The sequence below is a fragment of the Amycolatopsis dongchuanensis genome, assembly GCF_039542405.1.
GTDB lineage: Bacteria > Actinomycetota > Actinomycetes > Mycobacteriales > Pseudonocardiaceae > Amycolatopsis_E > Amycolatopsis_E sacchari.
Genome location: NZ_BAABIB010000145.1, coordinates 56,873 through 83,142 on the forward strand (window position 1 = coordinate 56,873; position 26,270 = coordinate 83,142).

At 73.2% G+C, this 26,270-nt stretch carries 25 protein-coding genes; 17 read left to right on the forward strand and 8 right to left on the reverse strand.

Going from position 1 to position 26,270, the window contains the following annotated elements:
• Positions 1-61: 61 nt before the first annotated feature.
• The 5 genes from ABFX51_RS34545 (at position 62) to ABFX51_RS34565 (ending at position 8,376) form a co-directional block, all read left to right on the forward strand.
• Positions 62-3,229 carry an ATP-dependent helicase gene (locus ABFX51_RS34545; RefSeq protein WP_346056262.1) on the forward strand — a complete coding sequence of 1,056 codons (3,168 nt, stop codon included), beginning with the start codon at positions 62-64 and terminating at the stop codon, positions 3,227-3,229.
• A complete protein-coding gene (locus tag ABFX51_RS34550; protein WP_346056263.1) occupies positions 3,226-6,438 on the forward strand; it encodes an ATP-dependent helicase in 3,213 nt (1,070 codons plus the stop codon). Before ABFX51_RS34545 ends, ABFX51_RS34550 begins: the two co-directional genes overlap by 4 nt.
• Before the next feature lie 97 nt (positions 6,439-6,535).
• Positions 6,536-6,709, forward strand: coding sequence for a hypothetical protein (locus ABFX51_RS34555; protein ID WP_177228854.1), 174 nt, complete (start codon positions 6,536-6,538; stop codon positions 6,707-6,709).
• Positions 6,710-6,810: 101 nt separating this feature from the next.
• Positions 6,811-7,812, forward strand: a complete 1,002-nt coding sequence (locus tag ABFX51_RS34560) for a potassium channel family protein (protein WP_245783232.1) — start codon at positions 6,811-6,813, stop codon at positions 7,810-7,812.
• A 108-nt stretch (positions 7,813-7,920) separates the two neighbouring features.
• A complete protein-coding gene (locus tag ABFX51_RS34565) occupies positions 7,921-8,376 on the forward strand; it encodes a hypothetical protein (protein WP_091512037.1) in 456 nt (151 codons plus the stop codon).
• Between the two features lie 391 nt (positions 8,377-8,767).
• On the opposite strand, the gene ABFX51_RS34570 is transcribed toward ABFX51_RS34565, so the two are convergent.
• The gene (locus ABFX51_RS34570; protein WP_091511902.1) at positions 8,768-9,733 is read right to left on the reverse strand and encodes a neutral zinc metallopeptidase; all 966 of its coding nucleotides are present in this window, start codon (positions 9,731-9,733) and stop codon (positions 8,768-8,770) included.
• Between the two features lie 124 nt (positions 9,734-9,857).
• On the opposite strand from ABFX51_RS34570, the gene ABFX51_RS34575 reads away from it, so the two are divergent.
• The 5 genes from ABFX51_RS34575 to ABFX51_RS34595 are packed head-to-tail and all read left to right on the forward strand — an operon-like array spanning position 9,858 to position 14,797.
• On the forward strand, positions 9,858-10,817 hold the full coding sequence (locus ABFX51_RS34575; RefSeq protein ID WP_091511904.1) for a DUF7847 domain-containing protein: 960 nt from the start codon (positions 9,858-9,860) through the stop codon (positions 10,815-10,817).
• A complete protein-coding gene (locus tag ABFX51_RS34580; RefSeq protein WP_091511907.1) occupies positions 10,814-11,449 on the forward strand; it encodes a DUF4129 domain-containing protein in 636 nt (211 codons plus the stop codon). The genes ABFX51_RS34575 and ABFX51_RS34580 overlap by 4 nt, the downstream gene beginning before the upstream one ends.
• Positions 11,446-12,558, forward strand: a complete 1,113-nt coding sequence (locus ABFX51_RS34585) for a DUF4350 domain-containing protein (protein ID WP_091511908.1) — start codon at positions 11,446-11,448, stop codon at positions 12,556-12,558. The genes ABFX51_RS34580 and ABFX51_RS34585 overlap by 4 nt, the downstream gene beginning before the upstream one ends.
• Complete coding sequence (locus ABFX51_RS34590; RefSeq protein WP_091511911.1) at positions 12,555-13,514, forward strand: AAA family ATPase; 960 nt, start codon at positions 12,555-12,557, stop codon at positions 13,512-13,514. Before ABFX51_RS34585 ends, ABFX51_RS34590 begins: the two co-directional genes overlap by 4 nt.
• Positions 13,514-14,797: a DUF58 domain-containing protein gene (locus ABFX51_RS34595; protein ID WP_091511913.1), complete on the forward strand. Its 1,284-nt coding sequence runs from the start codon at positions 13,514-13,516 to the stop codon at positions 14,795-14,797. Before ABFX51_RS34590 ends, ABFX51_RS34595 begins: the two co-directional genes overlap by 1 nt.
• Positions 14,798-15,226: 429 nt before the next feature.
• Here ABFX51_RS34595 and ABFX51_RS34600 read toward each other — a convergent pair whose 3' ends face one another.
• From ABFX51_RS34600 to ABFX51_RS34615, 4 genes are read right to left on the reverse strand one after another with little or no spacing between them, the layout of a single operon-like run.
• On the reverse strand, positions 15,227-16,186 hold the full coding sequence (locus ABFX51_RS34600; RefSeq protein ID WP_346056264.1) for a chitinase: 960 nt from the start codon (positions 16,184-16,186) through the stop codon (positions 15,227-15,229).
• A gap of 49 nt (positions 16,187-16,235) precedes the next feature.
• Entirely contained in the window at positions 16,236-16,535 is a 300-nt protein-coding gene (locus ABFX51_RS34605) for a hypothetical protein (RefSeq protein ID WP_346056265.1), read from the reverse strand.
• A complete protein-coding gene (locus ABFX51_RS34610) occupies positions 16,516-16,758 on the reverse strand; it encodes a hypothetical protein (protein WP_091511917.1) in 243 nt (80 codons plus the stop codon). Before ABFX51_RS34610 ends, ABFX51_RS34605 begins: the two co-directional genes overlap by 20 nt.
• A gap of 57 nt (positions 16,759-16,815) precedes the next feature.
• A complete protein-coding gene (locus ABFX51_RS34615; protein ID WP_346056266.1) occupies positions 16,816-17,820 on the reverse strand; it encodes a stage II sporulation protein M in 1,005 nt (334 codons plus the stop codon).
• A gap of 23 nt (positions 17,821-17,843) precedes the next feature.
• Between ABFX51_RS34615 and ABFX51_RS34620 the strand changes: the two genes are divergently transcribed.
• On the forward strand, positions 17,844-18,602 hold the full coding sequence (locus tag ABFX51_RS34620; protein ID WP_091511921.1) for an RDD family protein: 759 nt from the start codon (positions 17,844-17,846) through the stop codon (positions 18,600-18,602).
• A 1-nt stretch (position 18,603) separates the two neighbouring features.
• Here ABFX51_RS34620 and ABFX51_RS34625 read toward each other — a convergent pair whose 3' ends face one another.
• Entirely contained in the window at positions 18,604-19,044 is a 441-nt protein-coding gene (locus ABFX51_RS34625) for an SRPBCC family protein (protein WP_346056267.1), read from the reverse strand.
• Positions 19,045-19,114: 70 nt separating this feature from the next.
• On the opposite strand from ABFX51_RS34625, the gene ABFX51_RS34630 reads away from it, so the two are divergent.
• Positions 19,115-19,759, forward strand: coding sequence for a TetR family transcriptional regulator (locus ABFX51_RS34630; RefSeq protein ID WP_346056268.1), 645 nt, complete (start codon positions 19,115-19,117; stop codon positions 19,757-19,759).
• On the opposite strand, the gene ABFX51_RS34635 is transcribed toward ABFX51_RS34630, so the two are convergent.
• On the reverse strand, positions 19,752-20,795 hold the full coding sequence (locus ABFX51_RS34635; RefSeq protein ID WP_346056269.1) for a neutral zinc metallopeptidase: 1,044 nt from the start codon (positions 20,793-20,795) through the stop codon (positions 19,752-19,754). The two genes, ABFX51_RS34630 and ABFX51_RS34635, sit on opposite strands and share 8 nt — an antisense overlap.
• 101 nt (positions 20,796-20,896) lie before the next feature.
• Positions 20,897-21,556: an SDR family oxidoreductase gene (locus tag ABFX51_RS34640; protein WP_346056270.1), complete on the reverse strand. Its 660-nt coding sequence runs from the start codon at positions 21,554-21,556 to the stop codon at positions 20,897-20,899.
• A gap of 47 nt (positions 21,557-21,603) precedes the next feature.
• Between ABFX51_RS34640 and ABFX51_RS34645 the strand changes: the two genes are divergently transcribed.
• Genes ABFX51_RS34645 through ABFX51_RS34665 form a run of 5 tightly spaced genes read left to right on the forward strand, consistent with a single transcriptional unit; the run spans position 21,604 to position 26,240 of the window.
• Complete coding sequence (locus ABFX51_RS34645) at positions 21,604-22,176, forward strand: TetR/AcrR family transcriptional regulator (protein ID WP_091512045.1); 573 nt, start codon at positions 21,604-21,606, stop codon at positions 22,174-22,176.
• Positions 22,177-22,217: 41 nt separating this feature from the next.
• Positions 22,218-23,498 (forward strand): M16 family metallopeptidase, encoded by a 1,281-nt coding sequence (locus tag ABFX51_RS34650; protein WP_346056271.1) that lies wholly within the window; start codon positions 22,218-22,220, stop codon positions 23,496-23,498.
• Positions 23,495-24,880: a M16 family metallopeptidase gene (locus ABFX51_RS34655; protein WP_091511933.1), complete on the forward strand. Its 1,386-nt coding sequence runs from the start codon at positions 23,495-23,497 to the stop codon at positions 24,878-24,880. Before ABFX51_RS34650 ends, ABFX51_RS34655 begins: the two co-directional genes overlap by 4 nt.
• Complete coding sequence (gene nudC / locus ABFX51_RS34660) at positions 24,877-25,875, forward strand: NAD(+) diphosphatase (RefSeq protein ID WP_346056272.1); 999 nt, start codon at positions 24,877-24,879, stop codon at positions 25,873-25,875. The genes ABFX51_RS34655 and nudC overlap by 4 nt, the downstream gene beginning before the upstream one ends.
• Complete coding sequence (locus tag ABFX51_RS34665; protein WP_346056273.1) at positions 25,872-26,240, forward strand: YrdB family protein; 369 nt, start codon at positions 25,872-25,874, stop codon at positions 26,238-26,240. Before nudC ends, ABFX51_RS34665 begins: the two co-directional genes overlap by 4 nt.
• Positions 26,241-26,270: the final 30 nt, after the last annotated feature.

Genomic DNA, 26,270 nt, shown 5'->3' on the forward strand with positions numbered 1-26,270 from the left:
ATCGAACCTACCCGCGTGCCGCTGCACGGGGGCACCCACCGGACATGATTCCCTTGCACCCATGAACGTGCGGGGTTCGGCAGCACGGCGGGCGCGGCTGGTCCGCAGGCCCGTCGAAGCGCCGCACCCGCACACCTGGGAACCGGACGCCGAAGCGCTCATCCGGAACCCCCGCGGGTTCGTGCGGGTGCTGGGCGGCCCGGGCACCGGCAAGACGTCCCTGCTCGCCAGCACCGTCGCGAGCCGCATCGACGCCGGGACCGATCCGGAAAGCCTGCTGGTGCTGACCACGTCCCGCCGCGCCGCCGACGCGCTGCGCGCCGACATCACGCGCCGCGTCACGACCGGTGCCGACGGCCGCACGATCCGTGAACCCATCGTCCGCACCGTGCACTCCTACGCGTTCGCGTTGCTGCGCCTGCAGGCAGGCGCGCAGGACGTCCCGCCGCCGCGGCTGCTGTCCAGTCCGGAACAGGACGTCGTCGTGCGTGAGCTGCTCGCCGGCGACCTGGAGCAGGGCGCGCCGGACTGGCCCGAGCAACTGCGTCCCGCGCTGGCCGTGCCCGGGTTCGCCGAGGAGCTGCGCGACCTGATCCTGCGCGCCGCCGAACGCGGGCTCGGCCCGGACGACCTCGTGAAGCTCGGCCGCCGCACCGACCGGCCGCAGTGGGTGGCGGCGGGCGTGTTCTGGCGCCAGTACGAGGAGGTCACCATCCTGTCGAGCGCCGGCGGCGCGCCCGCGCTCGACGCGGCGGAGCTGGTGGCGAACGCCCTCGTCGAGATGGAGGGCGATCCCGACCTGCTCACGCGCGAGCAGGCGCGGATCCGGCACGTGTTCGTCGACGACGCGCAGCACCTGGACCACCTGCAGTTCCGGCTGCTGCGGCTGCTCGGCTCGGCGGCGGAGGACTTCGTCGTGGCCGGTGACCCGGACCAGGCCGTGTTCTCCTTCCGCGGCGCGGATCCCACGCTGCTCGCCGACGCGGACGACGGGGAACGCACGATCGTCCTCGGTCACGCGCACCGGATGAGCTTCGAGGTGCACAACGCCGTGACGCGGCTGGCCCGCACGCTCCCCGGCGCGAACGCGCACCGCATCACGAATCCCAGGCCCCGCAGCCGGGGTGCGGTGAAGGTGCGGCTGCTGCCGACACCGTCGGCGGAGGCGAGCTGGATCGCCGACCAGCTGCGCCGCGCGCACCTGACCGACGGCGTGCCGTGGTCGGAGATGGCGGTGCTGGTGCGCTCGCCCGGCCGGTCTTTTCCCGTGCTGCAACGGGCTTTGCGGGCGGCGGGCGTGCCGATCGCGTCGGCGGCGGAGGAGCTGCCGCTCGCCAAGCAGCCCGCGGTGCGACCGCTGCTGGCGATCCTGCGCGTCGCGGCCGATCCGGAGACGCTGGACGTCGACACCGCCGAAATGCTGCTGTCGTCGTCGCTCGGCGGCGCCGACCCGCTCGCGCTGCGGCGCATGCGCCGCGGGCTGAGGCGGCTGGAACTGGCCGCGGGCGGACAGCGCTCCAGTGACGAACTGCTGCTGGAAGTGTTGCGGGACAACGATAAGCTCACGGGCCTCGCCGCCGCCGAGGCCGCGCCGATCCAGCGCGTCGGCGGTCTGCTGCACGTGACCGCGACGGCGATCCGGCGGGGTGCGCCCGTCGAGCAGGTGCTGTGGGAGCTGTGGCGGGAGAGCGGGCTGCAGCAGCGGCTGGTGCGGCAGTCCGCGCGGGGTGGCACGCTGGGCTCGCAGGCCGATCGCGACCTCGACGCGATCGTGGCGTTGTTCCACGCCGCCGGCCGCTACACCGACCGGCTGCCCAAGGCTGGGGTGGCGGCCTTCGCGGACTACCTGTCGTCGCAGAACATCGCCGGGGACAGCCTCGCGCCCGTCGCGGCCCGCGGCGAAGGCGTCTCGATGCTCACCGCACACGGCGCCGCCGGTCGCGAGTGGACGGTCGTGGCCGTCGCCGGGGTGCAGGAGGGCAGCTGGCCGGACCTGCGCCTGCGCGGATCGCTGCTGGGTGTGGAACGGCTCGTCGACCTGCTGTCCGGTGTGGACGGTGATGGGGTTTCGGCGACGGCGCCGATCCTCGCCGAGGAGCGCCGGTTGTTCTACGTTGCCGCGAGCCGTGCGCGGCACACTCTGCTCGTCAGTGCCGTGGCGGGTGAGGACGAGCAGCCGTCGCGGTTCCTGGACGACATCGAGCCCAACAACGCGGACGAGTCTGGCACCGACTCGCGCATGAAGCCGCCGGGCCGCTCGCTCGTGCTGGCGGAGCTGGTGGGCGAGCTGCGCAAGGCGGTGTGTGACGCCAAAACCGAACCCGAGCGCCGAGCCCGCGCCGCCCGTCAGCTCGCCCGGCTCGCGGATGCCGGGGTGCCCGGCGCCCATCCCGGCACCTGGTACGGCGTCGCCGACGTCTCGTCCGAGGACCCGTTGTACGGCACCGGTGACGTTGTCCGCATCTCGCCGTCCACTGTGGACACTCTGGTCAAGTGTCCCCTGCGGTGGCTGATCGAGCGGCACGGCGGGAGCGATCCGGCGCAGCTCGCGGCGATCACCGGCACGCTCGTGCATGGGCTCGCGCAGGCGGCCGCGAGCGGGCTGGACGACCAGGGCCTGCGGCAGGCGCTCGACGAGGCCTGGGCGAAGGTGGACGCCGGTGCCCCGTGGTTCTCCCGCCGCGAGCGCAACCGCGTCGAGCAGATGGTGCGCAACTTCCTGTCCTGGCTGGAAACCAGCCGTCAGGAGCTGCTGCAGCTCGGCGTGGAGCAGGACATCGAGGTCGAGGTGCCGATGGGCGAGGACGGCATGCTCGTCCGGCTGCGCGGACGGATCGACCGACTGGAGTCCGACAAGGACGGCCGGCCCGTCATCGTCGACCTCAAGACCGGCAAGACGCCGGTCAGCGCGAACGACGCCGAACTGCACCCGCAGCTGGCCGCGTACCAGCTTTCCGTGCTGCTGGGCGCTTTCGGCGAGGGCAAGCAGCCGGGCGGCGCGCGGCTGGTGTACCTCGCCAAGTCCCACAACAAGACCGGCGCGACGCAGCGCGAGCAGCCTCCGCTGGACGAGGACAGCGGCAAGCGCTGGCTCGAACTCGTCCGCGAGGTCGCCACGTCCGCCACCGGCCCGGAGTACCAGGCGAACGAGAACATCGACTGCGACCGTTGTCCGGCCAAGGGGTCGTGCCCGCTGCGGCCGGAGGGGCGGCAGGTGACCGGCGGATGACGCACGTCAGCCCGGCCGAGCTGGCGGCCGCGCTCGGCCTGCACCCGCCCACGCCCGAGCAGGCCGCCGTGATCGCCGCTCCGATCGAGCCCGCGCTCGTCGTCGCCGGTGCCGGCGCGGGCAAGACCGAGACGATGGCCGCGCGGGTCGTGTGGCTGGTCGCCAACGGCGTCGTGACGCCGGAACGCGTGCTGGGCCTCACCTTCACCCGCAAGGCGGCGCGTCAGCTGGCCGAACGCGTGCGGGCGCGGCTGCGGCGCCTCGCCGGTTCGGGTCTGCTGGACCGCGTCGATCCGGGCGGCGGTCTGCGTGCGGCGGTGGTCGCGGGCGAGCCGACGGTGCTGACTTACCACGCGTACGCCGGGCGGTTGCTGTCGGAGCACGGCCTGCGGTTGCCGGTGCAGCCCGGGGTGCGACTGCTGTCGGAGACGTCGTCGTGGCAGCTCGCCCACCGTGTCGTGTCCACTTGGGACGGTGACTTGGACACCGATCGCGTGCCCGCGTCCGTGACCGCGCAGCTGCTCGCGCTTGCGGGGGAGCTCGGCGAGCACCTGGTCACGGAGCAGCAGCTCGCCGACTACAGCACCTGGCTGTGCGAGCTGATCGAGACAGCGCCGCGGGCGAAGGGGCAGCGGGCGGCGTTGCCCAAGGCGCTGGCGGAAATCGCGGCCGCGCAACGGTTCCGGCTGTCGCTGATCCCGCTCATCGAGAGCTACCACCGCCGCAAGCGTGCGGAGGGCGCGCTCGACTTCGCCGACCAGATGTCGCTGGCCGCGCAGCTCGCGAGCGACCACCCGGAGGTCGCGCGCGGGGAACGCGACCGTTACGGCGCCGTGTTGCTCGACGAGTACCAGGACACCGGGCACGCTCAGCGCGTGCTGTTGCGCGCGTTGTTCGGCGGCGTGGAGAACCCACCGCTGCCGGTGACCGCGGTGGGCGACCCGGCGCAGGCGATCTACGGCTGGCGCGGCGCGAGCGCGGCCAACCTGCCCCGGTTCACCACGGACTTCCCCCGCCGCGACGGCGATCGCCTCGCGCCCGCGCGGGAGTACGGGCTGCTCACCAGCTTCCGCAACCCGCCCGAGGTGCTCACGCTCGCCAACGGGATGGCCGAACCGCTGCGGGCGCGCGGGCTCGGCGTGGAACGGCTGCGGGCCAGGGACGGTGCGGGCCCGGCGGACATCGAGTACGCGCTGCTGACCGACATCCGCGTCGAACGCGAGTGGGTCGCCGACGCGGTGGCCCAGCGCTGGTACGCCCACCTCGACGCGAACGGCAGCCCGCCCACGGCGGCGGTGCTGGTGCGACGGCGTGCCGACATGGCGCCGATCGCCGCGGAACTGCGGGCCCGGGGGCTGCCGGTCGAGGTCGTGGGCCTGGGCGGGTTGCTCGACGAGCCCGAGGTCGCCGACCTCGTGGCCACCCTGCGGGTGCTGGCCGATCCGCTCGCGGGCACCGCCGCAGCCCGGCTGCTGACCGGTGCCCGGTGGCGGCTGTCGGCCTCGGACCTCGCGGCGTTGTGGCGGCGTGCCAACGAGATCGCCGCTCCACCGCCGACCGCGGAATCCACAGTGGACGAGTTGTTCGTCGAACGCGCGGAGCAGACCGGGCTCGTGGACGCGCTGGACGACCCCGGTGACCCGGCCCGCTACTCGCCGGAGGGTTACGAGCGCATCCGGAAGATCGCGGCCGAGCTGTCCGGGTTGCGGCGCCGGCTGGACCAGTCACTGCCCGAGCTGGTCGCGGACGTGGAGCGCACGATGCTGCTCGACGTCGAGTCGCTGGCCCGGCCGGGCGGCGCGGGGCGCGCGCACCTGGACGCCTTCGCCGACGTGGTCGCGGATTTCGCCGAGACCTCGCCGGACGCCACGCTGATGTCCTTTGTGGACTACCTGATGACCGCCGCGCACGCCGAGGACGGGCTGACGCCGGGCGAGGTCGAGGTGCTGCCCGACCGCGTGCAGGTGCTGACCGCGCACTCGGCGAAGGGGCTGGAGTGGCAGGTGGTCGCCGTGCCGCACCTGTCGAAGGACGTGTTCCCCAACAAGCGCCGCTCCTCCTCGTGGCTGCGCACGGTCACGTCCTTGCCCGCGCAGCTGCGAGGCGACGCGCAGGACCTGCCGAAGCTCGCGGTGTCTTCGGGCATGGACCGCAAGGAGATCAGCGAAGCCTTCGAGATCCACGAGCAGAGCTTCGTCGAGCGGGAGGCCGATGAGGAACGGCGGCTGTGCTACGTCGCGCTGACCCGCTCCGAGCACGCGCTGCTGGTGTCCGGGCACTGGTGGAACGAGACCAGCTCGCGGCCGAAGGGCCCGTCGGACTTCCTGACCGAGATCGCGGAGATGGGCGTCGGCAGGCGTGCGGTGTGGGCCGACGAACCGGCGGAGGACGAGGAGAACCCGCTGGTCACGCAGTCACGCACGGCGCGGTGGCCGGTGGATCCGCTGGGCGGGCGGCGGAACGAGGTGGCCGAGGGAGCCGAACTGGTGCTCGCCGCGATGGCGGCCGGGGAGACCGTCGAGGAGGAGGACGACCCGGACGGCTGGATCGCCGACACCGACGTGCTGCTCGCGGAGCGGGCCGCGGCGGCGAGCGCGGGCGAGGAGGTCGCGCTGCCGGGACAGCTGTCGGTGAGCCAGCTCGTGGAGCTGGCGGGCGATCCGGGTGGCCTGGCGCGGCGGCTGCGGCGGCCGTTGCCCGTGCCGCCCAACACCTTCGCCCGCCGCGGTACCGCCTTCCACGGCTGGGTCGAACGGCGGTTCGCGGGAGAGCGCTTGCTGGAGCTGGAGGACCTGCCCGGCGCGGCGGACGAGGGTGCCGCCCCCGACGAAGCGCTCGACGAGCTGCGGGCAGCGTTCGAGGCGAGCGGCTGGGCGGTGCGGACGCCCCACGAGGTCGAGGTGCCGTTCTCCACGGAGATCGACGGCGTGCTCGTGCGGGGCCGGATGGACGCGGTGTTCGCCGATCCCGACGGCGGCTGGACGGTCGTCGACTGGAAGACCGGCGCGGTGCCCGAACCGGCGCGGCTGAAGGCGCTTTCGGTGCAGCTGGCGGCGTACCGGCTCGCGTGGGCTTCCCTGACGGGCACGCCCCTGGACAAGGTGCGTGCGGCGTTCCACTACGTGCGCGACGATGTCACCCTGCGCCCGGTGGACCTGCTGGACGCCGAGGGGCTGCGGGACCTGTTGCGCAGCGTGCCGGAGGAGTGAGCCGTGTCGATGCCACGACCGGCGCGAAGTCCGGCCGGAAGCACACGGTGCCGCTGGGCGACCTGAGCGACGACCCCGCGCCGGTCGTCGTGGGGCGATGGGGCGCCGCGGGCCGGAAAACCCCGCGTGGCTGGCGAACCCGGCTGTCGTGGTCGAGCGCCGCCGCGCGGACGGACGACTGGAACGCGTCGAAACCACGGCCGCCATCGCGGAAGGCGACGAACGCGCGCGGGGCTGCGGGAGCCGCGCCCGCGACGAAAACCGGTCGTGATGATCGACCGATGACGGTGGCGGCGGGTCGGGGCATCCCATACGATCCGCGGCGTGCGTGCCCCAGTCCGAGCTGACCACTCGCTCGTCGGCGTCATCAGGATGCCGGAGCCGTCGGTCAGCCCGATCCGGTCGATCGCGCGGCGCATCGTCTACGCACTGCTCGCGCTCGTCGCGGCGGTGTTCATCGTCTACCTCGGACGGGACGGCTACCGCGACGTCAACGGCGATGGCCTGTCCCTTTTGGACAGCTTCTACTACGCGACCGTCTCGCTGTCGACCACCGGCTACGGCGACATCACGCCGGTGACCGCGGGCGCGCGGCTGATCAACGTCCTCGTCGTCACCCCGCTGCGGGTGCTGTTCCTCATCGTGCTGGTCGGAACGACACTGGAAGTGCTCACCGAACGGTCGCGGCAGGCGTTCCGGATCCAGAAGTGGAGGTCCAAGGTGCGGGACCACGTGGTGGTCGTCGGCTTCGGCACGAAGGGCCGCTCGGCGGTCAAGACCCTGCTCGGCGACGAGAACGTCGAGCCGAGCCGGATCGTCGTCGTGGACACCGACCAGCAGGCGCTGGACGCGGCCGGCGCGCTCGGCCTCGTCACGGTGCACGGCTCCGCGACGCGGTCGGACGTGCTGCGCGTCGCGGGCGTGCAGCGGGCCAGGGCGGTGGTGGTCGCCACGAACCGCGACGACTCGGCCGTGCTGGCGACGCTCACCGCGCGGGAGCTGGCGCCGAAGGCCCACATCGTGGCGTCCGTGCGCGAGGCGGAGAACGTGCACCTGCTCAAGCAGTCCGGTGCGAACCAGGTCGTGGTGTCCAGCGAGACCGCGGGCAGGCTGCTCGGGATGGCCACCTCGACACCCGTCGTCGTCGACATGGTCGAGGACCTGCTCACCCCCGAGTCCGGGCTGGCGATCGCGGAGCGTGTCGTCGAACCCTCGGAAGAGGGAGGCTCGCCCCGGCATCTGAGTGACATCGTGCTGGGCGTGGTCCGCGACGGCCAGCTCTACCGCGTCGACTCCCCGCAGGTGGACGCCATCGAACCGGGGGACAGGCTGCTGTATGTGCGGAAAGTGACGCCCGCTGACCACAACGAGTGATAGACGGGGGCCACACCGCTCTCCCTGTGCTTCCCGGGATTTCTCTGGAACCATGGCCTTCGTGCAGTGCTCCCAGGGTTCCCGCCCGCCTTCCGCACGGGGCGGGGCATGACCTCGTCCCGGCTCCGCTGGTCGGGCCTGCTGATCCCGGCCCTCGTGGGTATCGCGATCGTCGTGCTCGTGTGGTGGAGCGGGCCCGGCCTGTTCGGCTCGCCCGCGACCGGCGGGGGGACGGTCGTCGCGGCGACCGTGACGACCCCGGCCGAGTGCACCGCGCCGAACCCGACCGAGACCGTCCAGTTCGAGGCCGGCGGTGGTAAGCACACCGGCTCGCTCGACGCCTGCGGCCACGACCGCGGCGACCGCGTCGAGATCACCGTGCCCGCCGACCTCGGCACCGGCACCGTGCAGGTGCACCTGGCCGACGTGGTGGCCGGGCACAGCGACCTGCGCCGCCCGGTCGGCCTGGCGCTGCTGGCGTTGAGCTGCCTCGGCGGGGGTGCCTACGCGTTCCTCGTGCAGCGCGGTTCCCGCCGCACGACGGCCACGCCGGTCGCGGCCTGAACCCGCGTCAGACCGACGCCCACGAGCACATCCCGGCGAGGACGCGGGGCGTGAGCGGTTTTCCGAGCACCAGCGCGCCGCCCCGAGCGGCAGCCCGGCGAGCCGCACCGGCGACAACCTCGGCCCGCTGCCGAGGCCGACGAGCAGCGACCACAGCTGAACAACGCGAACGGCAGCGCCTTGCAGAACAGCGCCGCGACGACGAGCCGAGCCCCACGTGCCGCGGTCACGCGGCAACCGTTGCCCGGCCGCCCGTGCCAGCGCGAGCAGCACCGCCGCCCCCACGTGCCGCCCCACGTGCTGCGGTCATGCAGCAACCGCTGCCCGGCCGCCCGTGCCAGCGCGAGCAGCGACCGCCGCCCCCACGTCCCGCGGTCACGCGGCAGCTAACTCAAGACACCTCGGACGCGGGTGTCGAGAAGGTGTTGCACTGCGCGATGCGGTTGAACTGCGCGCCCTTGCGCCACCAGGCCGCGTAGTGCGCGTTCGTCCCGTGGTCGTGGCTGCCCGACGTGTTGTCGCCCCGCGTGTCCTGGTCTCGCCAGGCCTTCGCGTACATCTCCCGCGTCAGCGAGCCGCCGCGGTCGACCACCGCGCCCAGGAACATCCCCGAGAAGCACTGCGCCTGCAGCTCCTTGCGCCGCGACAGCTCCAGCCCCTGGGGGCTCTGCTGCCCGACGGCGTAGATCCGCTGCCACACCGCGTCCATGATCCCGGCCACCTCCTGCACGTGGTGGCCGTACTCGTGCGCGATCAACGCCAGGTACACGCCCGGGTTGTCGCCGTACTGCTCGATCTGCAGCCCGCGGTAGGGCACGTACAGGTTGTTGTCGCAGTAGTAGGCCGCCGTCGCCACGCCGACCCCGATCGTGCCGCACGCCGTCTCGAAGCTCGAACCCGTCGGGAAGTGCAGCGCGGGCGGCAGGAACGGCAGGTGGTAGGCCTCCAGGAACGGGCCCCACGCCTCGTTCAGGCACTCGTCCGCCGCCGTGAAGAACGCCTCGACCGACGCCTCGTCGCTGTGCCACTCCGGCAGCCGGCACACGATGTTCTGCAACCCCGCGTCCGGGTCCTGCAGTATCGGGTGGTCGGCGAGCGCCAGCACCTTCTCCCCGGCGGACGCACCCGCCCCGGCGTTGCCGTTGTTGACCGACGTGGCCGACGCCGGCGCGCCACTCGAAGCCGTGCCGGAATCACCCGTGCGGGTCACCACGACGAACACCACGAGCCCGGCCAGCAACACGGCGACCGCGCTGAGCGTGAACGCCACCAGCGGTCCGGAGGACCGCTTCTTGCGCCGGTGCCGTCGGCCCGGACGTGGGGCACCCGGGGAAGGGCGCGGCGGCGAGTGCGTCATCGCGCGCAAGCATAGTCACCGGCCCCAGATCACGACTCGGAAAGACCCGCGCGCCCGGCGTGGTCGGCGGGCCCCCGCTCTGCGAGAGTGGGCGCGTGACCGCAGAGACTGGGAGAGAGGCTCGATGAGTGAGACCGGGGGCTGGACCAACCCCGACCAGCCGCGCAACGACCTGCCGCCGATGCCCCCGCCCCCACCGCAGCAGCGGCCCGGTGGCGGCTACGGCAAACCGGGCGTCATCCCCCTGCGGCCGCTGTCGGTCGGCGAGATCCTCGACGGGGCCGTGCGCACGATGCGCCGCCACCCCGCGCTGGTGTTCGGCGTCTCGGCCGTCGTCGCGGTGGTCGCGGGCGCGCTGAACTTCGTCATCACCTACAGCGTGCTCGGCGACCTGCCCGACGCCTCCCAGCTCGGCCCCGCCGCCACCCAGGAGGAGCAGCTGCGCTGGCTGCGGGAGACGCTGGGCCAGCTCGGCGCCTCGCTCGGCCTGTCGATCGTGGTCTCGCTGCTCGTCCGCACGTTCCTCGCCGGGTTCATCACGGTTGTCGTGGGCAGGGCCGTGCTCGGCCGCCCGGTCACCTTCGGCGAGGCGATGGCCGAGCTGCGGCCGCGCCTGCTGCCCCTGCTCGGGCTGACCGTGCTGGTCACGATCATCGTGTTCATCGCGTCGATCTTCCTGGTCATCCCCGGCATCTGGCTGTGGACGCTGCTGAGCCTCGCCGCGCCCGCGCTCGTGCTGGAGCGCAGCGGGGTCGGGCAGGCGATGAGCCGGTCGCGGCGGCTGGTGTCCGGGACGTGGTGGCGCGTGTTCGGCGTGCTGCTGCTCACCGTGATCGCCTCCTGGCTGATCAGCACGATCATCGAGATCCCGTTCGGCGTCGGCCTCGGGCTGAGCAGCAACGCGAGCGACCTGGCCAACCAGTCCGTCGGCTCGCAGCTGCTCGCGTCGCTCGGCGGCGTCATCGCGGAGACGATCGTCGGGCCGTTCACGGCCGCCGCGACCGCGCTGCTCTACATCGACCAGCGGATGCGCAAGGAGGGGATGGACATCCAGCTCGCGCGCTCGGCCGGTACCGCGCAGTGATCCTGCCGCTGCCCGCGGACGTCCCGGTCACGATCGACCGGGACGCGGCGCAGCGCGCCGCCGAGGCGGAGCTGTCCGGGCCCGAGTACCACGTGAACGACCCCGGCCTGGTCGAACGCGTGCTGCGGTGGCTCGCCGAGCGCCTCTCCGACCTGTTCGAAGCGGCGTCGACGGCGGTGCCGGGCGGTCCGCTCGGGCTGCTCGTCCTGCTGGCCGTGCTGGTGCTGGTCGCGGTCGTGGTGCGGCTGCGCGTCGGCAAGGTCGCACGGAACGTGCGCGCGCCGGGGCTGGTGTTCGAGGACCGGTCCCGCACCGCGGCCGACCACCGGCAGGCGGCGGACCAGGCCGCCGCGGCCGGGGATTTCGGCGTGGCGGTGCGGGAACGCTTCCGCGCGCTGGTGCGCGGACTGGAGGAGCGCGGCGTGCTGGAAGCGCTTTCCGGGCGCACCGCGGACGAAGCCGCCCGCGACGCCGGGCGGTGGCTCCCCGGCGTCCGCGACGAACTCGCGGTCGCGGCCCGGCTGTTCGACGACGTGCACTACGGCGAGCGCGCGGCGAGCGCCGAGGACCACGCGCGGCTGGCGGCGCTCGACGAACGGGTCCGGCGTGAGCGACCGGGAGTGCCCGCGTGACCTCGGTTTCCCCCGATGCCCGCCGCATCTGGCGGGCCGCACGGGCCCCGCTGTTCATCGCCGTCGTGCTCGTGCTCGGCGCGGTCGTGCTCACGCTCGCCCGCGACACCGGCACCCACGGCGCGCTCGACCCCGGTTCCGCCGACCCCGGTGGCTCGCGTGCACTGGCGAAACTGCTGGAGGGTCAGGGCGTCCGCATCGTCACCACGCACACGGTGGACGACACGCGGGAAGCGCTGGGCGCGAACGCGGAGGCCACCCTGCTGGTCACCGATCCGAGTCTGGTCGAACCCGCCCTGCTCGCGCGTCTGCGTGGTTCGGCGGCGGACGCCGTGTTCGTCGGCGCCGGGCAGGACGTGCTCGACCTGCTGTTGCCCGGCGTCGTCGTGAAGGGCCAGGAAGACCCGTCCGTGCGTTCGCCCGACTGCACGATCGCGGTCGCCGTCGCGGCGGGCGACGCGGTGCTCGGCGGGCTCGAATACGAGGCACACGGCCGGGGACGCCCCTGCTACGGCGGCTCGCTGCTGCAGCTCACCGGCAGTACGACGCTCCTCGGCGATGGCACCCCGCTGACGAACGAACGGCTCGGCGACCAGGGCGACGCCGCGCTGTCGATGCGCCTGCTCGGCCGGCACGCCACGCTGGTCTGGTACCTGCCGTCGCCGGGCGACCCCGCGGCCGGGGTCACCCAGCGCCCGCTGCTCGACCTGCTGCCGCGGAGCTGGCTGTTCGGCGCGATCCAGCTCGGCGTCGCGGCCGTGTTCCTCGCCTTGTGGCGGGCGCGGCGGCTCGGTCCGGTCGTCGCCGAACCACTGCCCGTCGTGGTGCGCTCGGCCGAAACGACCGAGGGCCGCGCGAGGCTGTACCGGCGATCGGGTTCCGCCGCGCACGCCGCCGGACTGCTCCGGCAGGCCACGATCGACCGGCTGCTCCCGGAACTCGGGCTCGGTGCGGGAGCCGAACCCGCCGCCGTGCTCAGCGCGATCTCGGCCAGGACCGGCCGCGATGCCGCGCCCCTGTTGTACGGTCCGGCACCGGAGGACGACGCGTCGCTGGTCCGCCTCGCCGACGAGCTGGACCGGTTGGAAAGAGAGGTACGAGGATCTTGACCACTGAGGCGGCCGTGGACGCCCGGCAGGCGCTGCTCGCGCTGCGGGCCGAGGTCGGCAAAGCGGTGGTCGGCAACGACGCCGCCGTCACCGGGTTGATCATCGCGTTGTTGTGCCGAGGGCACGTGCTGCTGGAGGGCGTGCCCGGCGTGGCGAAGACGCTGCTGGTGCGGGCGCTGGCCACCGCGCTCGACCTGGACAGCACGCGCATCCAGTTCACGCCGGACCTGATGCCGGGCGACGTCACCGGCTCGATCGTCTACGACTCCGGCGAGTTCACCTTCCGCGAAGGGCCGGTGTTCACGAACCTGCTGCTCGCCGACGAGATCAACCGCACCCCGCCCAAGACGCAGTCCGCGTTGCTGGAGGCGATGGAGGAGCGGCAGGTGTCGGTCGAGGGGCGGCCGCGGCCGCTGCCGGACCCGTTCATCGTGATCGCCACGCAGAACCCGGTGGAGTACGAGGGCACGTACCCGCTGCCGGAGGCGCAGCTGGACCGGTTCCTGCTCAAGCTCACCGTGCCGACGCCGTCCCGCGACGACGAGATTGGCATCCTTTCCCGGCACGCACAGGGTTTCGACCCGCGTGACCTCGCGGCGGCGGGCGTCCGCCCGGTCGCGGGCCCGGCGCAGCTGGCCGCCGCGCGGGAAGGGGTCGCGGCGGTCTCGGTCCACCCGCAGGTGCTGGGGTACATCGTGGACCTGTGCCGGGCGACGCGGTCCACGCCTTCGGTGCGGCTGGGCGTCTCGCCCCGTGGTGCCACGGCGTTGCTGGCCGCGACGCGGGCGTGGGCGTGGCTGGCCGGCCGTGACTACGCGACGCCGGACGACGTGAAGTCCTTGGCGCGCCCCGCTTTGCGGCACCGGCTGGACCTGCGGCCGGAGGCCGAACTCGAGGGCGGCACGGCGGACGGCGTGCTCGACCGCGTGCTCGCGGCCGTGCCCGTGCCCCGCTGATGGCGATCACCGCGCGGGCCGGGGTGCTGGCCGCGATCGGGGCGGTCGTGGTGGCGCTGGCGGCGCCGTCGTGGACCGGGGTGGTCGCGGTGGCCGCCGTGGTCCTGCTGCTGATCGTGGTCGACCTGCTGCTCGCCGGTGGCGTGCGGGGCTTGGTGTTCACGCGTGACGGCGACACGTCGACGCGGCTGGGGGAGCCCGCCGAGGTGCGGCTGACGATCACGAACCCCGGCAGGCGCCGGGTGCGGGGTCAGGTGCGGGACGCGTGGCCGCCGAGCGCGGGCGTCGTGCGGGACCGGGTGCCGGTGCTGGTGCCGCCCGGCGAGCGGCGCACGGTGGCGGTGGAGCTGCGGCCGACGCGGCGCGGGGAGCGGCAGGCGTTCCGCGTGACGGTGCGCTCGGTCGGCCCGCTGGGCATCGCGGCGCGGCAGGGTTCGCACCGGGTGCCGTGGGTGGTGCGCGTGTTGCCGCCGTTCCACAGCCGACGGCACCTGCCCGCGCGGCTGACGCGGTTGCAGCAGCTCGACGGGCGCCAGGCGGCGCTGGTGCGCGGGGCGGGCACGGAGTTCGACTCGTTGCGGGAGTACGTCATCGGCGACGACGTGCGCTCGATCGACTGGCGCGCGACGGCCCGGGCGCGGGACGTGATGGTGCGGACGTGGCGGCCCGAACGCGACCGGCACGTGCTGCTGGTGCTGGACACGGGCCGCACGTCGGCGGGCCGCGTCGGCGACGAACCGAGGCTGGACGCGATGCTGGAGGCGGCACTGCTGCTGGCGACGCTGGCTTCGCGCGCGGGGGACCGGGTGGACCTGCTGGCGTACGACCGGCAAGTGCGGACGTCGGTGCGGGGTGCGTCGGTGCCTGCGCTGGTGAACGCCTTGGCGCTGCTGGAACCGTCGCTGGTGGAGACCGATGCGCGCGGGCTGGTCGGCGAAGTGCTGCGGCGGACCCCGCACCGGTCGCTGGTGGTGCTGCTGACGGGGTTGGATGCCGCGCCGCTGGAGGAGGGGCTGTTGCCGGTGCTGCCGTCGTTGACCGCGCGGCACCGGTTGCTGGTGGCGTCGGTGGCGGACCCGCGGGTGGCGGAAATGGCGCGGGGCAGGGGAAGCGCGGAGGCGGTGTACGAGGCGGCGGCCGCGGAACGCACGCTCGCGGAGCGCCGGCACGCGGAGGGTTTGTTGCGGCGCAAGGGGGTCGAGGTGGTAGACGCCGAGCCGGACGCGCTACCGCCCGCGCTCGCGGACCGGTACCTGGCGTTGAAGGCCGCTGGGCGGTTGTGAGGCGGGGCTGCTGGCCGGGGCGGTTGCCCTGGTGCGCTGGGCGGCTTCTGCGGGCACGTGCGCCGTGGCCCGCGCTCGTGGACCGGTGGCCAGCGCCGGAAGCCGCCGGGCGGTGGCGAGCCCCGCCGAGCCGCCCGCCGCGCCTGCCACGGAACCGCCGAGCCGCCCGCCACCCGCCCGCCGCCGGGCCGCCACAGCCACCCGCCGCCGAGCCGCCTGCCGTCGAACCGCCTGTCACCAGCCGCCCGCCGCCAGCCGCCTGCAACGGAACCGCCGGGGCCGCCGAGCCGCCCGCGGCCCAGCTGCAGAGCCGTCGAGCCGCCTGCCGCGCCTGCCACTGAACCGCCGAGCCACCCGCCGCCGAACCGTCAGCCCCTGAAACACCGGTGACCCGCCACCCCCGCGCCGAGGTGACGGGCCACCGGACGATCACCCCGTGAAACCGGCGAACGTCTTCGTGAACTGGTACTGCGACTGGGAAATGCTGCTGCACGTCGGCGAAACCCCTCCGCCGGGGCAGGAACCGTTGTCGCGGCCGACGGACCAGAACGCCAGGCGCCCGATGTGGTTCGCGTTCGCCCACTGCACCAACTGCGTCGCGTCGTCGGGCTGGAAGATCTTGCCGTTGTAGTTCCGCCCGATCATCGGCGTCACGCCCAGGTGCCGCTTCAGGTCCGCGTCCGACATGCCCGGCCAGATCTGCTTCAGCTGCCCCAGCGTGCTCTGCGCCGCCGCGATCACGGCGTCACCCCAGTCGGCGCGGCTCGTGCCGAATTCCATCGTCATCGGGTTCACCAGCACGTCCACGCCGTGGGCCGCCGCGCTCTGCAGCACCTGCACCGAGTACGGGTCCATCCCGTAGTCGTCGCCCTGCACGCGCATCGTGTAGCTGATCGTGGTGCCGCGCTCGCTCTGGATGGTCTTCAGCGCGGCATTGACCGTGTCCTGCGGGATCGTCGCCTCGACGTCCACGTCCAGGCTGTTCGTCCCCACCGTGTCGAGGATCTTCCGGTACGCGCCGGCGAGCGCGGCGGCCGAACCGCACGTGTACTCCAGGTACGGCCCCGCCGCGCCGCCCGTCGCGACGATCACCTTCCCGCCCATCGCCTGGAAGGCCTTGATGTCGTTCAGGATCCGCGAGTCGTCCAGCGGGATCACGCCGCCCCACGACGGGTTGCAGCCGGTGCTGTCCGCCAGCACGAACGCCAGCGTCGTCGTCTTCTGCCCCGTGGCGTTCGCCATGTCCACAAGGGACGGTGTGCTGGCCGTGATGTCGAGGTACGGCGCCGATCCCGGTGGCGTCACCGCCGCCTGAGCGGGAACCGTGAAGCCGAGCGCGGCCACCAGCGCCGCCGTGCAGAGTCCGATCCGGGTCTTCCACCTGCCCATGCCGACCACCTCCGTGGCACTTCAGGGTAAGTGGTCCAGACCAAAACCGTCAAGAAGTCGTCAGCACCATGAACAGCCGGGTATTCACCGTCTGCAGCAGTTCGGCGGAAATCGCCCCGAACCGTTCGGAAAGCGCTGTCTTCGGCACGTGGTCGAGCCGCGTGTACGAGATGTGCAGCCCCTCGGGCGTGGTCACGGTCAGCGGGTCCGGGGTCTCGACGACATCCATCGTGATCACGTACGGCACGGCGTCGAGGTCGTTGAACATGTCCCCGCTGTAGACCAGCACCCGCCGGCGGTCCGGCCCCGCGACGGTCCAGAGCTCGCCCTTACGCGGCCGAGGACCCACGGCGACTCTCGGACTGCCGCCGCGAGTACGCGGCGATCTCGGCACGCGCGAGTTCGGGGTGGGCCCGCCACCACGCGTCGGTCTGCTCGCACAGCTGGCGGAACGCCTCCCGCTCCACCGCGGCGACGAGCCAGTCCTGCACCGGCACGCCCGCTTCCGCGGCGAGGGCCTCGATCTGGGCGTGCGTGTCCTCGGACAGAGTCAGTGCCAGCCGCTTCCCCATCGCGCCACCCTACGACGTCCCCGCCCGGCGCCGGGCCAGCCCGCCGAGGTGTGTCGTTCAGCCCGCCTCGGGCCGCACGTCACCGCCGTACCGGGCGTCCACATCACCCGTCACGCCCACCCGCGCGGCCCGCCTGCCCAGCACGAACACGTACGTCAGGAACGCGATCTCCGCCAGGGCGCCGATGCCGATCCTGGCCCACGTCGGCAACCCGGACGGCGTCACGAACGCCTCGATCACGCCGGACACCAGCAGCACGCACGCGAGCCCCAGCGCCATCGCCGCGGTCGCCCTGCCCTCGCGCGCGAGCGCCACCCCGCGGCTGTGCGGGCCCGGGTTGATCACCGCCCAGCCCAGCCGCAGCCCGGTACCCGCCGCGACGAACACCGCGGTCAGCTCCAGCAGCCCGTGCGGGGTGATCAGGCCGAAGAAGACGTCGAGCCGCCCGGCCGCGCTCATCAGCCCGGCGCTCACGCCGACGTTCGCGGCGTTGGCCCACAGCGCGAGCAGCACCGGCACGCCCAGCAGCACCCCGAAGAACAGGCAGATCGCCGCCACCCATGCGTTGTTCGTCCACACCTGCGCGGCGAACGAACCCGCCGGGTTGGCCGAGTAGTACGTCTCGAACTGGCCGCCCGGCTGGGTCAGCTGCCGGATCTGCTCGGGTGCCGCGATGCTCGCCCGCACGCCGGAGTCGGTGGCGACCCACGCCGCCAGCAGCCCGCTCACCACGATCGTCACGAGTGCCGTGGACAGCCACCAGCGGCGGCCGCGGTACACGGCGGCGGGGAAGCGCTGCGCGAAGAACAACCCCACCTCGCGCCACGCCGGGTTGTGCGTGCCGGTGACGGCGGACCGGGCGCGCGTCACGAGCGTCGAGAGCCGGGACAGCAGCGCGGGGTCGGGGGCCGAGGAGCGCACGACCGACAGGTGCGTCGCCGTGCGCTGGTACAGCGTGATCAGCTCGTCCGCCTCGGCGCCACGCAGGCGACGGCGGTCGAGCAGCTCGGCCAGCCGGTCCCATTCGGCGCGATGGGCCGCGACGAACAGATCGACGTCCACGCCGCTCAGACTACAGTTGCCCGGTGCACCCCGAACCCGATCTGGTCACCGGCGACGCCGTCGTCCTCGAGCTGCGCCTGGCGGGGCTGGCCAGCCGCGGGCTCGCCTTCGCGATCGACGTGGTCATCCAGCTGGCCGTCATCGTCGTCGGCCTGCTCATCGTGATCTGGGCCGGACCGCAGGACGGGGCGTCCGCTTCCGCGATCCTGCTGTCGTTGCTGGTGCTCGTGCGCGTCGGCTACCCGGTGCTGTTCGAGACGCTCACGCGCGGGCGGACGCCGGGGAAGGCGGCCTTCGGGCTGCGCGTGGTGCGGGACGACGGCGGTCCGATCCGCTTCCGGCACGCCCTCACCCGTGGTCTGGCGGGGGCGATCGTCGACTTCGGGCCCGCGTTCGTGTGGGGCGCGGTGGCGCTCGTGGTGTCGCTGGTGTCGGAGAAGTCCAAGCGGGTGGGCGATTTCCTGGCCGGGACCGTGGTGGTGCTGGAGCACGCGCCCAAGGCCGTCGAGCCGAGCATCACGATGCCGCCGCCGCTCGCCGCTTGGGCGGCGCAGCTGGACCTGTCCGGGCTGACCGACGACCTCGCGCTCGCGATCCGGCAGTACCTGGGGCGCTACCAGTCCCTGCGCGAAGAGGCGCGGGAACACCTGGGGTACCAGCTCGCGCAGGAGGTCTCGGCCCGCATCGGCGCGCCGGTCCCGCCGGGTACGCCGGTGTGGGCGTACCTGATGGCCGTGCTGGCGGAGCGGCGCAACCGGGCGGCGCGGCCGCAGCAGTGGTGACTCACGGCTCGTCCAGCTCGGCGAGCAGGGCGGGCATCCCGACGGTGAGCATCTTCCTGCGGACCGAGCCGAGCAGCTTGGCCATCGCGAACCCGCCGACCCCGCGAAAACCCGTGTGGGAGTAGGTGAAGCGGGTGCCCCCGGGCGCCGGTTCGAGCTGGTACCGGACGTAGCTGGGCGCCTCGCCCTCGCCGCCGACCCACGTGTAGCGCAGCAGCTCCCGCTCCCTGACCTCCAGCACCTCGCAGTCGACGATGCCGCGCCAGCCCGGCATCGGCTTCGCGACGAACTGGAAGCGCTTTCCGACGACCGGCTCGAACCCCACGGGGCGCGCGCCCTTGCCCGTCGACGTCCAGCGGGGGATGAGGTCCGGGTCGGTCAGCGCGCGCCAGACCTTCGCGGGTGAGTGCGGGTAGTCGCGGACGATCTGTATCTCGGCCATGACCGTTCCTTTCAGTTGCTATAAAAATACAGTAGCAGAAGAAATCGAGTGGCTGTAGTAGTTTGAGCGCGTGAAGACGGAGGGGCTGCGCGAGCGCAAGAAGCGCGCCATGCGGCGGCAGCTGTCCGACACCGCCACGCGGCTGTTCCTGGAACGGGGCTTCGACTCCGTGCGTGTCGCCGACGTCGCCGAAGCGTGCGGGGTGTCGGAGAAGACGGTGTTCAACTACTTCCCGACCAAGGAAGCGCTGGTCCTGGACCGGCTGGAGGCCACGGCCGACGCGCTCCGCACGCACCTGGCGGACCCCGCGCTGCCGCCGGTCGAGGCGATGCTGCGGGTGCTGGCGGAGGAGCTGCGGGAGCTCACCACGAGCCTGGCCGCGGACGAGCGGGCGCTGGCCGGTTACCGCAGGTTCGGGGACCTGCTGCGGGAGACTCCGTCACTGCGGGCGTACCAGAACGACGCGGCCGACCGCTTCGCCGACGTCGCCGCCGAGGTGCTGGCGGCGCGGGCGGGTCTGCGGGCGGAAGATCCCGAGCCGCAGGTGGCGGCGGCCGCGTTGCTGGGGTTGTGGCGGGTGCAGTTCCGTGCGCTGCGCACGCACGTGCGGCCGGGGCGAGCGGTGGAGGACGCGGTCGCGGAGGTGGCCGGGGAGGTCCGGCGCGCGGCCGCGTTGCTGGAGGGTGGTTTGGCAGGGTTCCCGGCCGTCAGCTGACTTCGCTCGACGGGGCCGCGAAGGTGTTGCACTGCGCGAGCCGGTCGCTCTGCGCGCCCTTGCGCCACCACGCCGCGTAGTGCGCGTTCGTGCCGTGGTCGCGGCTGCCGGAAGTGTTGTCACCGCGGGTTTCCTGGTCGTTCCACGCCGTGTCGAACACCTGCTGCGTCACGCTGCCGCCGCGGTTGGCCGTCGAGCCCAGGAACATCCCGGAGAAGCACTGCGCCTGCAGTTCCTTGCGGCGGGACATCTCCAGCCCCGCCGGGCTGTCCTGGCCCTCGCGGTAGATCACGTCCCACGCCGCGTCCATCAGGCCGACGAGCTCCTGCACGTGGTGGCCGTACTCGTGCGCGAACAACGCGAGGTACACGCCGGGCTTGTTGCCGTACTGGTCGGTCTGCAGCCCCCGGTAGGGCACGTACAGGTGGTCCTTGCAGTAGTAGGCCGCCGTGGTCACGCCGACGTCGATCGTGCCGCACTCGCTGGTGAAGCTGGCCCCGGTCGGGAACTCCAGCTGCGGCGGGTGGAACGGCAGGTTCATCGCCGTCAGCAGCTCACCCCAGCGGTCGTTGAGGCACTGCTCCGCGGCGGTGAAGAACGCCTGCGCGGCGGCGGGACTGCTGGGCCAGCCCGGCACGGCGCACGGCGCGTTCGCCAGCCCGGCGTCCGGGTTCGTCAGCAGCGGGTGGTCGGCGAGCGCGAGCACCTTGCGCGGCCCGGTCGAGGCGGGCCTGCTCGGCGTGCTCACCGGGCTCGACGACGAGGACGTCGGCCGGCGCGACGTGGACGTGCGGGACGAACTCGAAGCGCTGGAGGTGATCGACAGCGACGGGATCGTGTTCGACGAGGCGGCGGTGCTGGAGCCGGACGAACCGGCCGTCAGCGCCACCACCAGCGTCACGGTCAGCACGACCACGCCCGCCAGCACACCGGCGACGATCGCGCCGGTGTGCTTCTTCCGAGGGGCCGGTGGCCGCGGCGGGTACGGACCCCACTGCGGCGGCGGTGGCCAGTGGCCCGGTGGAGGTTGGCTCATCGCCGGCTGCTCTCCCGGTGGTTCGGGCACGCCCGGGGCTGTCGGGGGTGCGCCTAGCAGCATAGGGGGTCGGCGGCGGCGAACCGTGCGGATCGGGGAGATCAGGTACCGGAGACCAGCCGGGCGCCCCCGTCGACCCGCACCACGATCCCCGTCGTGAAGGTGTTGTCCACCAGGAAACCGATGGCAGCGGCGATGTCCTCGGGCTTCCCGATCCGGCCCACCGGCGTGCCCGCGGCCATGCCCGACAGGACCTCCTCGCGGTTTTCGCCGAGGAAGTCCCACCAGCCGGTGTCGATCACACCCGGTGACACCGCGTTGACGCGCACCGGCGCGAGTTCCGCGGCCAGCACCGGGACCATCGCCTCGATCCCCGCGTTGACGGCGGCGAGCGCGGCCGTCGTCGGCAGTGCCGCGCTCGCCGAGGCGGCCGTGACGAACGTCAGCGAGCCCCCGCGGTGAAGCGCTTTCAGTGCGGCCTGCGCGGTGAGGGTGTGCGGCAGCAGCTTGCCGTCGACGCCCTCCCGCAGGTAGTCCTCGGTCAGCTCGGCGAACGGCCGGGTGCCCGGCGCCCCGGTCACCGTCACGACGACGTGGTCGACCTCGCCGAGGTCCCCGAAGAACTCCCGCAGCGCGCCGGCGTCACGCGCATCGCGGCTCCGCCCCGTCGCCACCACCTCGCGCCCGGAGTCCACCAGCCACTGGGCGGTCGCCAGGCCGATGCCCGACGTCCCGCCCACGATCGCGACTCGTTCGGTCACGACTTCCTCCTTTTCGAGACACTGTGCCTCGTAAAGTGGCCGCCGTGATGCGAGGACGCCCCAGGAGCGAGGAAGCCAGGCGCGCGATCCTCGACACCGCGCTGCGCCTGTGCGAGCGCGACGGCTACCGGCAGCTGACGATCAAGACGCTCGCCGACGAGGCCGGCGTGGGCAGGCAGACCGTCTACCGCTGGTGGCCGGACAAGGCCCAGGTGCTGCTGGACGCGCTGATCGACCTGCGGGAGCGCGCGCTGGGCAGCCGCCTCGCCGAAACGGGCGACACCCTGCGCGACGTGCGGAACCTGCTGGCCGTGACGTTCGACCTGACGCACGAGATCACCGGGAAGGCGCTGGTCGGGCTGCTCGCCGACGCGCAGGACGACCCGGAGCTGTCCCGCCGCCTGCAGGACACGGTGATCGCGCCCCGCCGCGCCGCGCTGGAGGCGTTGCTGCGCCGGGGTGTCGAGTCCGGCGTGCTCGCCGAGAACGTCGCGCTGCCGCTCGTCGTCGACTTCGCCTTCGGCACGATGTGGTACCGGCTGCTGCACCACCACGCGCCCGTCGACGCGGCACTGGCCGCCGAAGTCACCGACGCCATCGCCCGCCTGCTCGCCCGGTGATCCGCCGACCGGGGCAGCCCGCTTGGCCGTAGAGTGGCCGCATGCCCGAGAACTCGCGCTTCACCCTGGACAACGGTCTGCGCGTCGTGCTGGCGCCCGACCCGACCGCGCCCGTGGTCGGCGTCTCCGTGCACTACGACGTCGGCTTCCGCTCGGAGCCGGAGGGGCGCACCGGGTTCGCGCACCTGTTCGAGCACCTGATGTTCCAGGGCAGCGAGAGCCTGGAGAAGCTCGCGCACTTCAAGATCGTGCAGTCCAGCGGCGGGACGTTCAACGGCTCGACGCACCCGGACTACACCGACTACTACGAGGTGCTGCCCTCCGCGGCGCTGGAGCGCGCGCTGTTCCTCGAAGCCGACCGGATGCGCGCGCCCAAGCTGACGCGCGAGAACCTGGCCAACCAGATCGACGTGGTCAAGGAGGAGATCCGGCTCAACGTGCTGAACCGCCCGTACGGCGGGTTCCCGTGGATCCTCCTGCCGCCGGTGCTGTACCAGACGTTTCCCAACGCGCACAACGGTTACGGCGACTTCACCGACCTCGAACAGGCGAGCCTCGACGACTGCGCCGCCTTCTTCGACACCTACTACTCCCCGGCGAACGCGGTGCTCACCGTCGCGGGCGACTTCGAGCCGGACAGGGCGCGCGAGCTGATCGAGAAGCACTTCGGCGACGTGCCGCACCGGCCGGCCCCGCCGAAGCGCTCGTTCGCCGAGCCGCCGCCCGCGGGCGAGGTGCGGGGTCACCACGTCGACCCGCACGCGCCGCTGCCCGCGCTCGCCATCGGCTACCGCATGCCCGACCCGGTCAACGAGCTGGACGGCTACCTCGCGAACCTCGTGCTTGCCGGGGTCCTCACCGACGGCGACGGCTCGCGCCTGCAGCAGCGCCTCGTGCACCGCGAGCCGCTGGTCACCGACATCGGCGCCGGTGCGGGGCTGTTCGGCCCCTTCGAGGCGCGTGACCCGGACACGTTCTCGATCACCGCGATCCACCCCGGCGAGGTCGCGCCGGAGCGCGTCCTGTCGGCGATCGACGAGGAGCTGGAGAAGCTCGCGTCCACCCCGCCCGACGAGCAGGAGCTGAAGAAGGTCACCGCGCGCTGGGCGGCGAGCCTGCACTCCGAGCACGACCGGCTGGTGTCCCGCACGCTCGGGCTCGGCTCGTTCGAGCTGCTCTACGGCGACCCGTCACTGATGTACCGGCTGGCCGACCGGATGGCCGCGATCACCGCGGCGGACGTGTCGGCGGCGGCGAAGGCGCTGCGCCCCGACTCGCGCGCGGTCCTGCTGGTCGAGCCCAACACGGAGGAGAGCAAGTGAGCACTGCGACCCATCGCGACGCGGCGGAGATCGGCCGGACGCCGAGGGGCCCGCGGCCGGTGCCGGAGCTGGGCGACCAGCGCGCGGCCGCCGACCTGTCGCATGTGGACACGACGCTCGCCAACGGGCTGCGCGTGCTCGTGGTGCGCAAGGCCAACGTGCCGCTGGTGGAGCTGCGGCTGCGCATCCCGTTCGCCGGGGAGGACGCGCTGCACGCGGCGACGGCCGAGGTGCTCGCCGAAACGATGCTGGCGGGCACGGCGCGGCGCGACCGGATCCGGATCGACACCGACCTCGCGCTGATCGGCGGTGAGCTGGGGACGAGCGTCGACCCGGAGCGCCTGTCGATCAACGGCAACGCGCTCGCGTCGGGGCTGCCGGTCCTGCTCGACGTGCTGGCGGACGTGCTCACCTCGGCGTCCTATGTGGACGAAGAGGTCGGCAGGGAGTCCGCGCGGCTGGTCGAGCGGCTCGCGGTGTCGCGCACCCAGCCCCGCGTGATCGCGCGCGAGGCGCTGCTCAAGCACGTCTACGGCGACCACCCGGTGACGCGGGAGATGCCGGAGGCGGAGGACGTCGCGAAGGTGACGCCGGACGCGGTGCGCGCGCTGCACGCCCGCGCCGTGCTCCCGCGGGGCTCGGTGCTGGTCCTCGTCGGCGACGTCGAGCCGGACGAGGCGGTGCGGCAGCTGGACGAGGCGCTCGGCGGCTGGCGCGCCGACGCGAGCGCGTCCGTGCTGCCCGAGCTGCCGGTGCTGACCGGCGGGGACGTGCTGCTGGTGCCGAGGGCGGGCGCCGTGCAGTCGCAGATCCGGCTCATCGCGCAGGCGCTGCCCCGCACCGACGCGCGGTACCCGGCGCTGCAGCTGGCGAACCTGACCTACGGCGGGTACTTCTCCTCCCGGCTGGTGGAGAACATCCGCGAGGACAAGGGCTACACCTACGGCGCGCACTCCGGTTTCGAGTTCACCGGGTCGACGGCGACGGTCGGCGTGGACGCGGACACCGCGAACGAGGTGACGGCCGCGGCTGTCCTGGAGACCTTCTACGAGCTGGGCAGGCTCGCGCTCGTCCCGCCGACCGCCGAGGAGGTCGAGTCGGTGCGGCAGTACGCCGTGGGTTCGCTGCTCACCTCCACGGCTTCCCAGGCGGGACTGGCCAGCCAGCTGTCGGCGCTCGCGGCGAGCGGGCTCGGGGCCGAGTGGCTGGCCGAGCACCCGGCGCGGCTCGCGGCGGTGACGGTGGACGAGGTGGCGCAGGCCGCGCTCGACTTCTTCGCGCCGACCCGGTTCACCGGCGTCGTCGTCGGGGACGCGGAAAGCCTCGCGCCACGGCTGGCCGCGCTGGGTGGGTTCACCGTGGGAGAGCCCGCGGAGTCATGACGGTCCCGTTCTCGCTCGGCAAGCTCCCCACCCTGTCTCGGTCCACTGTGGACCGTCAGGAGACCTTGCGCACCAACCCGGAGAGGCTGCTGGCCCGCTGGCCCCAGGCGGAGGTCCTGCTGGTCAACCGGCAGGGGCGGACGCCGGTCAGGCAAGGGGAAAGCGTTCTCGCCACCCGGAAAGCGATTTCCTTCGGCGACGCCCCGCCCGAGGACGCGATGTTCCTCGGGGAGTGGCAGGGCGTCGACTACTGGACGCTGCCCGGCGAGCCGGCCGGTGAGCCGGAGCTGGTCGAGGCGCCCGGCAGCTGGGGCATCGTCGAGCAGGTCGCGCTGGCCGACGGCGAGCTGTGGGTGGACCTGCGGGGTTACGGCGACCAGCTCGACGACACCGCGGCGGGACTGTTCACCACCGCGCAGGCGCTGCGGAACTGGCACCACCGGGCGCGGTTCTGCGTGCGGGACGGCAGTCCCGTGCACCCCGTGCAGTTCGGCTGGGCGACGCGGTGCGAGGCGTCCGGGCACGAGGAGTACCCGCGCACGGACCCGGCGATCATCTGCCTGGTGCACGACGAGGCCGGGGTCAACGGCGAGCGGGTCCTCCTCGCGCGGCAACCGGTCTGGCCGAAGGGCCGGTACTCGGTGCTCGCGGGTTTCGTCGAGGCGGGGGAGTCGCTGGAAGGCTGCGTGACGCGGGAAATCCGCGAGGAAGCCGGGATCGAGGTCGACCAGGTGCGCTACCTGGGCAGCCAGCCGTGGCCGTTCCCGCGGTCGATCATGCTCGGTTTCGCGGCCCGCGCGGACTCGTCGCAGCCGCTGCGCCCGGCCGAGGGCGAGATCGAAGAGGCGCTGTGGGTGTCGCGCGCGGACGTCCGCGCGGCGTTCGAGAGCGGCGGTGCGCCCACGCCCATCGGCGACGGCGGCTCGACGTTGCTGCTGCCGGGCAACTCCTCGATCGCCCGCGTGATGCTGGAAGCCTGGGCCTACGCGGGATGAAGCTCGTCAACGAGGGCCTGGCGTTCCTGCTGGAACTGCTGGCCCTCGCCGCGCTGGCGTACTGGGGTTTCGAGACGGGCGGCGGCTTGCCGGCGAAGCTCCTGCTGGGCATCGGGACACCCGTGGTGGCGGCGATCGTGTGGAGCCTGTTCGCCGCGCCCCGCGCCACCTTCGGCCTGCCGCTCGCCGGGGTGCTGCTCGTGAAGGCCGTGGTCTTCGGTGCGGCCGTGGCGGCGCTCTGCGCGACGGGGCACGTCGTGCCGGGCGCGGTCTTCGCGGTGGTCGTGGTGGCGAACGTCGCGTACACGACGGCGACTCGAAGGACTTTCGGCCGCGGGGGCGCGGGCCGCGCCGCGTCCGGGTGAGCGGTGGGGCGGCGAACCGCCCCACCGCCC